The sequence below is a fragment of the Niallia sp. FSL W8-0177 genome, from assembly GCF_038006285.1.
Classification (GTDB): Bacteria; Bacillota; Bacilli; order Bacillales; family Cytobacillaceae; genus Niallia; species Niallia circulans_A.
In genome coordinates this window covers 1-5,170 of sequence record NZ_JBBOUX010000007.1, presented here as the reverse complement: position 1 = coordinate 5,170, position 5,170 = coordinate 1, and the positions used below count along the sequence as shown (strand labels likewise).

The 5,170-nt window shown below is 31.9% G+C and carries 5 protein-coding genes; 4 read left to right on the top strand and 1 reads right to left on the bottom strand.

Annotation, left to right across the window (positions count from 1 at the left end; translation table 11 throughout):
* The first annotated feature begins 541 nt into the window (after positions 1-541).
* Both NST77_RS25915 and NST77_RS25910 read left to right on the top strand, forming a co-directional pair.
* Positions 542-1,579 carry a protein rep gene (locus NST77_RS25915; RefSeq protein WP_163185048.1) on the top strand — a complete coding sequence of 346 codons (1,038 nt, stop codon included), beginning with the start codon at positions 542-544 and terminating at the stop codon, positions 1,577-1,579.
* 130 nt (positions 1,580-1,709) lie between these two features.
* Positions 1,710-2,234, top strand: a complete 525-nt coding sequence (locus NST77_RS25910; protein ID WP_163185051.1) for a DNA-binding protein — start codon at positions 1,710-1,712, stop codon at positions 2,232-2,234.
* Between the two features lie 54 nt (positions 2,235-2,288).
* On the opposite strand, the gene NST77_RS25905 is transcribed toward NST77_RS25910, so the two are convergent.
* Positions 2,289-2,894, bottom strand: coding sequence for a DUF2599 domain-containing protein (locus NST77_RS25905; protein WP_163185038.1), 606 nt, complete (start codon positions 2,892-2,894; stop codon positions 2,289-2,291).
* 155 nt (positions 2,895-3,049) lie between these two features.
* On the opposite strand from NST77_RS25905, the gene NST77_RS25900 reads away from it, so the two are divergent.
* Together NST77_RS25900 and mobV are read left to right on the top strand one after the other, a co-directional pair.
* On the top strand, positions 3,050-3,349 hold the full coding sequence (locus tag NST77_RS25900) for a hypothetical protein (protein WP_163185042.1): 300 nt from the start codon (positions 3,050-3,052) through the stop codon (positions 3,347-3,349).
* Positions 3,350-3,963: 614 nt separating this feature from the next.
* On the top strand, positions 3,964-5,112 hold the full coding sequence (gene mobV, locus NST77_RS25895; RefSeq protein ID WP_163185045.1) for a MobV family relaxase: 1,149 nt from the start codon (positions 3,964-3,966) through the stop codon (positions 5,110-5,112).
* Positions 5,113-5,170 lie beyond the last annotated feature (58 nt).

Genomic DNA, 5,170 nt, shown 5'->3' with positions numbered 1-5,170 from the left:
TGTGCCAAATACGTAGAATTCATTTTCCGAGAATCATTTTAATTTATAGAGATCAAATTTAAGTAAACAATTTGATTCTTAATGTCCTATAACTCTATGGAATTGCAAGTACCTAGGTGAGGGATAAAAAATAAAGTGAAGGAGAATGGATATTTTGAAGTATAAAAGTAATAAAAGAGAAATTGAAATTTCAGCAAGATTTATTTTTGCGATTAGTAATCTATTGAAAAATATAATGCAGTTTTTTTATAAAAAAAATGGCTGAAAAGCCATTAGGTTTTTTGGGGTTGGTTTTGAGTTTTTTCTTATCTTGATAATATAGGTAACTATTTCCGCATGGAAATTGGTGCCTATATTATGTTTTTTCCCTTGTGGCTGTAGGGAGAAATAAAAAAAAAGACTTGCTTTCCTGGGTGGATAAATTTATCATTTTAATTGTCTAGAAAAAAACGAAAAATTTATTATGAAGGGAGCAAGTCCTTAAAAGGGTATTGGAGTACCCTTTTTTACACTTAATTCAGTTAGGACTAATATAACAAGAATGATAGATAAAAATCAAGATGAAATTGTTGGCAAATATCAACCTAAAAAGAAACAGAATATAAAAATTTATAATTTTATAGAAAAAAATTTAAGTGAGAGTGGTAGAGAATTGTTTAAATCATGTAGTAATTTCAATCTTTTTATCACTACTCAAGATAAAAGTACGAAAAAAAGATTAAAAGGCTATGATTGTAAAAATCGTTTTTGTCCGATTTGCGCCTGGCGAAAAGCTAGAAAAGACGCTATGAAAATATCAGTGATGATGGAAGCAATTAAGGTAGATGAAAACAAAGATTTTTTATTTTTGACTTTGACTACTCCAAATATTAAAGCTGATTCCGTAAAAACAGAGATTGATAGATTTAATAAAGCTTTTAATAAATTGTTTAAGAGAAGAAATATTGAACGTTCGATTAAGGGATACATAAGAAAATTGGAAATGACCTATGATAAAGAGCGTTTTATCACAAAAGAAATGTATAAGAGAAAACAGGCTTATTATAAAAAACGAAATCTTAAAGTTGGAGATAATAATCCAACTTATGATACATATAATCCTCATTTTCATGTGTTACTTTGTGTTGATAAAAGCTATTTTAAGAAAAAGGAACTTTATATCAAGCAAGAAGAATGGTTGGAAATGTGGAGAGATGTAACGGATCTACCAGAAATAACACAAGTCAGTATTCAAAAAGTTAATTTAATTCGTGGTGGAAATGCGGTTGCGGAAATTGCAAAGTATTCGGCAAAAGATTATGAAATGGCTGTGAGTGAAGATGTTTTTGATGTTTTCTATTCTGCGTTAAAAGGTAGACAATTAATTGTTTATGGTGGTCTTTTGAAAGAATATGCGAAAAAATATGAAACTGGTGAATTGGACAAGCATATGGGGAAAGATCAAAATGAATATTTTTATAAATTAATAGCTACATGGAATGCGGATCTTTTGAAATTTAACCAAGAATATAAAGAGCTAAGTCCAGAAGAGTTTGAAGAATACAATGGAAAATTGATTGATGAAATAGAAGTGGAATAAGGAACCAGGCTTTTGAGTTTGGTTCTTTTTTTTGAAAATTAATATAGATAAAGGTTACCTACAAATGGATAGAGAAAAAACGAGGAATTAACGCTCTTTTATAGAATTTAGATGTAAAGAAGGTGATGGTGTGCGAGAGTTTGGTTCTTATGCGAAGGAAGTTGCTATTGATTTAGATATCAACGGAAATACATTGAGAAGATGGTCTATTGAATTAGAAAAAGCAGGTTATGAATTTGATCGAAATGATAAAGGTCATAGGATTTATTATAAACGCGATATTATGGCGTTATCAGATTTTCAAAAAATGATGGAAAAAACGCAAAGTCTTGATAACACTGCAAAAGCAATAGTATCAAAGGTTAGAGAGCAAAATAACACTGAAAAAACGTTATCCGTTATCATGGGAAATGATAATAAAATAGCGTTAACGAAAGAAGAATTAGAAGATGTGATTCAGAAGGCTGCAAATGATGCTGCAGAAAAAACTGCTGCTATTCTTTTAGAGAAATTTAATGATTCGATTGAGCGTAGGGATCGTGAGTTGATGATACAAATTAAGCAACAACAAAAGTTCCAAAAACAGTTATTAGAAACAGCAATTGTTAAAGAAAAAGGATCATTTTTTTCTTGGTTGTTTAGTAAAAAGAAATAGAGATATTAACCTAAAATAAAACGAAGCCCTTAAAGGGCTTCGTTTTATTTTAGGTTAATATCCAACTGGTGGATTGCAAGCTTTTCTTAGGACTTTCGCATAGTTACTTGTTGTGCGCCATGGTTCAATATTCCAAGGATTTTTTATTCCTCGTACAGTTTCAGCGTGACATTTTAATTGAGCTTTCATACTTGCGGTATTTTTCCATTGTTTATCTTTTTTATGTTTATTATAAACTACATCCCATCTAGTTTTTTCATAGTGGGCTTGAACTATTGGGCTAGGGTTTTTAGCCCATGCTGCTTTTTTAGGATTTAAAGATAGAGTAACTCCATCGTTGCGAGTGTTCCATTTAGATCCAGAATAGAATTCTGAAAATTTAGTTGGCAAAGCTGCTGCTCTAATCATGTCTGTTTTTATTGGATTATTAATTGAAGCTTCATATTTTTCTAATTCGCTATTTTCATATACAGCGTATAATGCGTCTTCACTTAGAGGATCACCAGATAATAAAGAGATGAAAAAATTTCCGTCTTCATAGTCAATTTGATTTGCTGTTTTTATTTCGTATTCATAGCCTAAAGAATCTGTTGCAGCTTTTGCAGAGATTGTAGGTAGTACTAAAATTAATGCAAATACTATCAAAAGAATTTTTTTCATAAGATTCCCCCTTTTTCTTATATTTTCCATCTACAGATACTTTTTTACCATTTAATAGATATTATGTCAATCAAAGCTAAAAAGTAGTATAATGCTATGGAGTATATGGAGTATGAAAGATAAAAAAGTGAGTATATGAGAATGGGAGAGGTTTTATGTTAGGAGAGACTTTTACGTTATTAAGGCCTATATATTATTTAATTGCTATTATTTTAATATGTAATTTTGTTTATTTAGTGTTTTTGAGAAATAAGATAACACCTTATACATATATACTTTTTAATTCTTTATTTTTTTTAATAATTGGAGGAGTATTATTATTTCAACAAGGTATAATAGTTGATGAATTTAATAAATCAGGGGATTCATTAATATTTTATTTAACAATATTTTTTGCTTTCATAGTATTATTTTCTTTCTTGTTTTATAAGAGAGAACCTAAAAATAGAGAATAGTAAAATTATTTTTCGCTATTCAGTTAGTAGATTTTTGGGAAAATGGAAGTGATTTGAGTCGTTACCCCTATATAGCGGCTAATAAAAAGGGGTCGGTAGCTCTGATTTGACTAATAAATTTAGAGTCTAGTAGGTACTTTGTTTTTTGAATAATTGTTTATTTTGAACCGATTCTATTTATAAGAATCGGATTTTTTTGTTTGATGGAGGTTGTAAAATTTACAACCTCCATGTTTTTTATTAGGATGACCACTAATAAAAAATAAAGTGCTATGTGTGGCAGCTGTCAACGGTACCGGACCAATCCCGAAGGGGATGGGAGGATAAGGAGTTGATAGCTTCACTACACCCAAACCCTCCTGGCATTGTCGAAACCTTTGTTTCGACCTGCCTACTGGCGAGGGAGCCCCCTCGAAAAGGGAGGGGGTTGGGGGAGATTTTTATGGGGATTGTTAAGGGAAAAGTTCCCTTAACCCGTCGGAGACAAAGGTTTTTTTGCCGACTTTGGAGGCATGCTTTTAGCGTCGCAGACCGCACACTTTACCTTGTAAAGTATAGTGCGTTATACTTAATGTACTTTAAGTCTCTTGAAACCAAGCGAGGTGGGGTACCCAATGAGCTACTTGGTAGCTAGAATGCAGAAAATGAAATCTCAAAACCTTGGAGGGATCCAAAGGCACAATCAAAGGGAATTTGAGAACCATAGCAATAAGGAGATCGACGTTAGTCGTTCTCATTTAAATTTTGATTTGTTTAATCATGAAAATATAGATTATAGAGATCGAATAATGAATATCATTGAAGAACAAAAAGAAGGATCCAGGGCGATACGAAAAGATGCGGTTTTAGTGAACGAGTGGATTATCACGAGTGATAAAAAGTTTTTTGAAGGATTAGACCAAGAGCAAACAGAAAAATTCTTTACGACAGCTGCAGAGTTTTTTGAAGAACGGTACGGAAAACAAAATATTGCTTATGGCCAAGTTCATTTAGACGAAACGACTCCACATATGCACTTAGGGGTTGTTCCAATGAAAGAAGGTAAATTACAAGCGAAGAACGTTTTTAACCGTAAGGAATTGCTAGCAATTCAAGATGATTTACCTCGGTTTTTAGAAAAAAAGGGGTTTGATGTTGAGCGAGGAGAGCCGAATGGCGAAAGAAAGCATTTAACAGTTGATGAATTTAAAGACATGCAGTCTAGAATGACAGAAATGGTTAAAATTGAAGAGGAAAGAGAAAAACGTATTAAAAGTCTTGAAAAAGAAAAAGAAGCCTTAGAAAGGCGAATAAAGACTTCTAAAGAGCATATAGAAGATAAACATGCTCCCCAAAAACCAGTTGGAAAACAACAAGTGAATTTGAAGAATGGACAATCAATGACTGTTTATCTGGTTCCTGAAGTTGAAATGGTTCGAATGGATGGCATTAGAAAGGCTTCAAATGATGTCTTGAAAGAAAATAAGAGATTAGAAAGTGAAAATAAGCTTTTAAAGGCCAAAATTAGCGTTTTAGAGAGAGCGCAGATACAAATATCGAATATTCTTAAACAGGCGCAAAAACACGCTTCTAGGATTGCTGAAGGGGTATTTGAAAGAGCTATTACATATGCTAAACAATTTCATAGGGGGACTCCTTCTGAAGAAAAGGTAAAAGATAGAATTTTAGAAGATGTAAAAGAATCTCCTGAAGGTTTACAAGACTATGAAAAATGGGAGAAGCGAAAAAAGGAATTTGAGAAGAATAGACATCTGGAAAGATAACTCTATAAAAGTGAAAGGTATAATATACTTTGTAAAGTATATTATACCTTTTTATTTT

What these genes read in the sequence shown, in the direction of transcription:
- NST77_RS25915 (WP_163185048.1), top strand. Translation starts at nt 542, where the DNA reads ATGATAGATAAAAATCAAGATGAAATTGTTGGCAAATATCAACCTAAA.
- NST77_RS25905 (WP_163185038.1), bottom strand. Translation starts at nt 2,894, where the DNA reads ATGAAAAAAATTCTTTTGATAGTATTTGCATTAATTTTAGTACTACCT.
- NST77_RS25900 (WP_163185042.1), top strand. Translation starts at nt 3,050, where the DNA reads ATGTTAGGAGAGACTTTTACGTTATTAAGGCCTATATATTATTTAATT.
- mobV (WP_163185045.1), top strand. Translation starts at nt 3,964, where the DNA reads ATGAGCTACTTGGTAGCTAGAATGCAGAAAATGAAATCTCAAAACCTT.